Annotated in this window: 8 protein-coding genes; 1 reads left to right on the top strand and 7 read right to left on the bottom strand. The window is 58.9% G+C overall.

The window, feature by feature from the left end; genetic code table 11:
* Nucleotides 1–187: 187 nt before the first annotated feature.
* Nucleotides 188–496 (top strand): hypothetical protein, encoded by a 309-nt coding sequence (locus B7444_RS15185; RefSeq protein ID WP_050856183.1) that lies wholly within the window; start codon nucleotides 188–190, stop codon nucleotides 494–496.
* Here B7444_RS15185 and B7444_RS15180 read toward each other — a convergent pair.
* The 7 genes from B7444_RS15180 to B7444_RS15150 form a co-directional block, all read right to left on the bottom strand.
* Nucleotides 459–854 carry a DUF7673 family protein gene (locus tag B7444_RS15180; protein WP_007284694.1) on the bottom strand — a complete coding sequence of 132 codons (396 nt, stop codon included), beginning with the start codon at nucleotides 852–854 and terminating at the stop codon, nucleotides 459–461. The two genes, B7444_RS15185 and B7444_RS15180, sit on opposite strands and share 38 nt — an antisense overlap.
* Nucleotides 855–900: 46 nt before the next feature.
* Nucleotides 901–1317, bottom strand: a complete 417-nt coding sequence (locus B7444_RS15175) for a hypothetical protein (RefSeq protein WP_007284693.1) — start codon at nucleotides 1315–1317, stop codon at nucleotides 901–903.
* Nucleotides 1318–1405: 88 nt separating this feature from the next.
* Nucleotides 1406–1639: a hypothetical protein gene (locus tag B7444_RS15170; RefSeq protein WP_010665809.1), complete on the bottom strand. Its 234-nt coding sequence runs from the start codon at nucleotides 1637–1639 to the stop codon at nucleotides 1406–1408.
* The gene (locus B7444_RS15165) at nucleotides 1636–1899 is read right to left on the bottom strand and encodes a hypothetical protein (protein WP_231503082.1); all 264 of its coding nucleotides are present in this window, start codon (nucleotides 1897–1899) and stop codon (nucleotides 1636–1638) included. Before B7444_RS15165 ends, B7444_RS15170 begins: the two co-directional genes overlap by 4 nt.
* A gap of 71 nt (nucleotides 1900–1970) precedes the next feature.
* Nucleotides 1971–2456 (bottom strand): hypothetical protein, encoded by a 486-nt coding sequence (locus B7444_RS15160; protein ID WP_010665807.1) that lies wholly within the window; start codon nucleotides 2454–2456, stop codon nucleotides 1971–1973.
* A gap of 97 nt (nucleotides 2457–2553) precedes the next feature.
* A complete protein-coding gene (locus B7444_RS15155; protein ID WP_007284689.1) occupies nucleotides 2554–2949 on the bottom strand; it encodes a hypothetical protein in 396 nt (131 codons plus the stop codon).
* Between the two features lie 151 nt (nucleotides 2950–3100).
* The gene (locus B7444_RS15150) at nucleotides 3101–3643 is read right to left on the bottom strand and encodes a hypothetical protein (protein ID WP_007284688.1); all 543 of its coding nucleotides are present in this window, start codon (nucleotides 3641–3643) and stop codon (nucleotides 3101–3103) included.
* Between the last annotated feature and the right edge of the window lie 45 nt (nucleotides 3644–3688).

Below are 3688 nucleotides of genomic sequence, written 5' to 3'. Positions count from 1 at the left end.
TACGAACTAGAGCGGAGATCAAGCCCCCGAAAAAACCCGCACGCATCATCAGAACAGGTCATCTAGGGAACAAGAAGAAGCGATCTGATTTGTAAAACCTGATTAAATGGCGGTCTGGTGCAGTTTTAATTGAGAAAAATGTAATTTTCTGCGAAATTTCTGTTCCCACGAACAGGGAATCACAGCCATGAAGAGACTGTTTATTGCGATCGGGACAGCAATGATCGGCGGTGCTGTTTCGTATTCACCGGCCGCCCATGCGGAGCCCTGTGCGGCTTTGTTGTGCATGGCCGGAATGCCGGCGACAGGTGCAGGTTGCAGCGGCCCGGTCGGAGAATTTTTCAGTATTCAGGTATGGGGCTTTTGGGGATACGAGCCAGGTGCAACGGCAGCAAGGCGTGCCGCGTTTTTGAACTCGTGCTCCGGGGCGGCGGCCAACGAAGCAGTCGTGCAGAGGATCATCGGGACGTACGGGACACTGCTCGCTGCGCCATGACGAAAGACGCGGTTCCCCTCATGGTGGCGCATGTCATGAGAGGAACCGCGAAGGCGGACGTGGGATGACAGGCCGATCGCCATTGCGCGATGATCGCGGCGAATTCCTGGCCAAGGGCACGATCGAGCTGATCGGGGTAATTGCCGGCCTGACCAATCAGACCGAAAACGACTGTCATATCTTCCACGATGGCCCTATCGAGCGCCCATAGCGACGTGAGATCAAACGATCCGCACGATCCTGCATTCCACCATGCCAGCAGGAAATCCGCGACACGCCGCGATTGTCCGGTGTCACCCTTTGCAATTTTAATCAGGCGTGCCAGCGCCGCCCGTTCATTGTCCTGTTTCGCGGTCATGGGTCTTTTCCGGGGTTTGTTGGTTTGAGCTGGCGGGCTGTGAGCGTCACCCCACAAAGGGTTTCCAGGTCCATTTTGCGGTCAGGTCTTCATCATCAATCTCGAAGCCCATCTCCTTCAGTCCGGTCAGGACCATGTTCACGAGGCGCATTCCCGGATGCTCGCGCATCCAAAGTTCTGCCGCTACGCGGACATAGACCGGCAGGCTGACGGAGAGCCCGACCAGCTCGCCCGTGTCGTCGCCCGTATGCGGTTTGAGACGCCGCTTGCGTTCGGGTACCAGATCCTCGGGCTCCACATGCACGCCGATCGTCTTCAGCGCCTGAAGGATGGCGCAGCGCATGGAGGTGTCGTTATCGTTTACATACTCTTCGAGCTGCCGGCGCACGGCGGGCTTGACGCGGAACAGCGTCAGGCGCGGGGTGCGATCAAGGACAGGGACAGCAGACGCGGATTCAGACATCGAAACTCTTTCAAGGCACAGATCCTCTCCTTTAACATATATCGGATATAATAACGAGAGAGCCGGCCGCCCGCTGCCGTGGGCAGGGTCAAACATGCGCCTCTCCGAGATAGATGCCATAGCGGGGCCGGATCTTCGATCCGGGCCGCAATTTCTGGTCCATTGCCCATAGGGAAACCGACATGCCGCGCCTGCGCGCGAGCTGCACGGCCGACCGTGCTGCCGTGTCCCGGCTTTCCTTGACGGCCAGGACCGACAGGTCCGGGCCGGCCAGATAGACATGGCGATGCTTCGCCACCCGTCGCGGCGCGAGGTAGGTCATGACATCAGCCCTCCCATACGCGATGACACCCGGCACGCACGCTCTAGCCCGGCCAGAAGATCCGCGAGGACCTGGCGGGGCAGGGGGTGGGTGCCAAGCGCCACGATCCGGCCGCCCTCCATCTGGACGGGCAAGCGGACCGACCCCACGCAGATATGTGCGGGAAAGGGGCCATCGGCGCCGACCGGGTATCCCGGCCGGGCAACAGACATCCGCTCATAGCGGCGGACGAGAGCTTCGTATCTCACGCGATCAGTCATCGCTTCATCCTTTTATATCCGCGATATAATAGAGACACGGACGTTCACCACGATCGTCCGTGCTTGCTGGTCTAGTCGCCCAGGTGAGCTTCCCCGGCTGGCTCAGCGTCATCAGGGGGCGGTTCCCGCAAGGCGGCATCGACCAGTGACCTGAGCCGCCATACGGGGACCATGATCCGGAAGGCCATCCCGTATGAATCGGCCGCGCTTTGCACCCATGAGCGGATACGCTCGACCGGCGCATTCTCTGCTTTCATCGCCACGGCCAAGCTCATGAGATGGGCCATCAGCTCGTCCAGCTCGAACTCAACCACGCGCAGGGCATCTTCGAGACTATGTTCGGCCAGTTTTTCAAAATCTGCCGAAATATTCTGGCGTTCTGCTTCCTCTGCTAGTTTGGCTTCCAGATGGGCCACGGCATCGACATAGCTCGTGAGACCCATCAGGACCATTTTCGCTTCGGTCCGTGCATCGACCATGATGCGCAGGGCAAGAACCGCGTCGGCCACGGGTCCGGTTCGCTTGCCATTCGCAGGACTGTCATCTGTCTGCGTCATGCTGTGCTTCCGGCCCGCATTTATTGACGATATGGCATTCATGCTGCGGTCCTCCTGACGAAATCACAAGAAAAACCCGTTTGTTTTTTGAATCGTTTCAGTCGATACGCAGACCCGTGCTGTCGATACGGGAAAGAACGGTATCTGTTGTCATCCAGCCCGCCACCCGACCGAAGCCGATGAAGGGGACCAGGACGGTATAAACAGAGTCCAGATCGTAGCTGGTGCGCTGGTCCCGTGGGCCTTCCCACAGGCATGACAGCATCAGCCCCTCGATCTCGGTGCCGTCGCTGCCGATGGTCGTGACCCACAGATCCGGCAGGACGGCGGCTTCGCAGGCGCGAACGCGGCCCTTACGGGTCCAGTAGGCCATCAGATCCGGCTTTGTCTTCATCGCCGAAATCGTGCTGTATTCGTCGCGATCCAGCCGGATCAGCGGCAAGGTATTGTGAAGAGGCGATACCTGTTTTTCGGCGTGGTCTTCCTTGGACATAGGGCTATCCTCCCTGTGCGACGGATCGAACGGTTTTATCCTCCCGGCCCGCCTCTAATATATACGAGATATAATAAAGAGAGTTCAAGAGAAAAATGGAGTTTTTCTCGAGAATGGTGGAGAGGCCGGCAAGACGGCCTCTCTCCCGGATTCAGGCGCAGGCTGCCTGCTCTTGCTCGGCCAGTATCTCGGCATGGAAGGCTTCCATCGCGCGCTGGCTTTCTTCAGGGTCGATCAGGTAGGCATGAAAGCCGGTGAGGACGGTAAAGCCCGCCGCTTCCAGCGCCTGTTGTACCTCGGTGATACCCCATAGGGCACTCGCATACTCGGCCTCTTCGCGCTGCTCGTCGGGGACATATTCCAGGCCGCATGATGCGGCTTCATAACGGGCGATCGCGTCGTCCTCGGGGTCATCATACACGCCATACCTGATGCTGAGATCGACGGTCATGGAACTGGTGGCCTTGGCCTGTTTCATCGCCTCTTCGAAGTAGTGGACATAATACATCCGGTCACGCAGCTCGTTTCGGGTCGCATAGGAATCTTCCGAGGTATCATCCAGCCGGTCGGACAGGCGGCTGTACCATGCCTGCGTGTCGGTGATGGCGCGATCAAGAACGTCTGCCGGATTGGGGCGAGGTGGCATCTTTTTGGAGCGGAACAGAAAGCCCATCAGACCGGAAAGAAGTGACATAGGTTTACCCTCCCTCCACCGAGCGGCTGGGGACTGGCCCCGGCT

It is taken from the genome of Gluconobacter thailandicus F149-1 = NBRC 100600 (assembly GCF_000964465.1).
Classification (GTDB): Bacteria; Pseudomonadota; Alphaproteobacteria; order Acetobacterales; family Acetobacteraceae; genus Gluconobacter; species Gluconobacter thailandicus.
The sequence above is the reverse complement of the archived record's forward strand: the minus strand, read 5'-3'. Positions and strand labels throughout refer to the sequence as shown.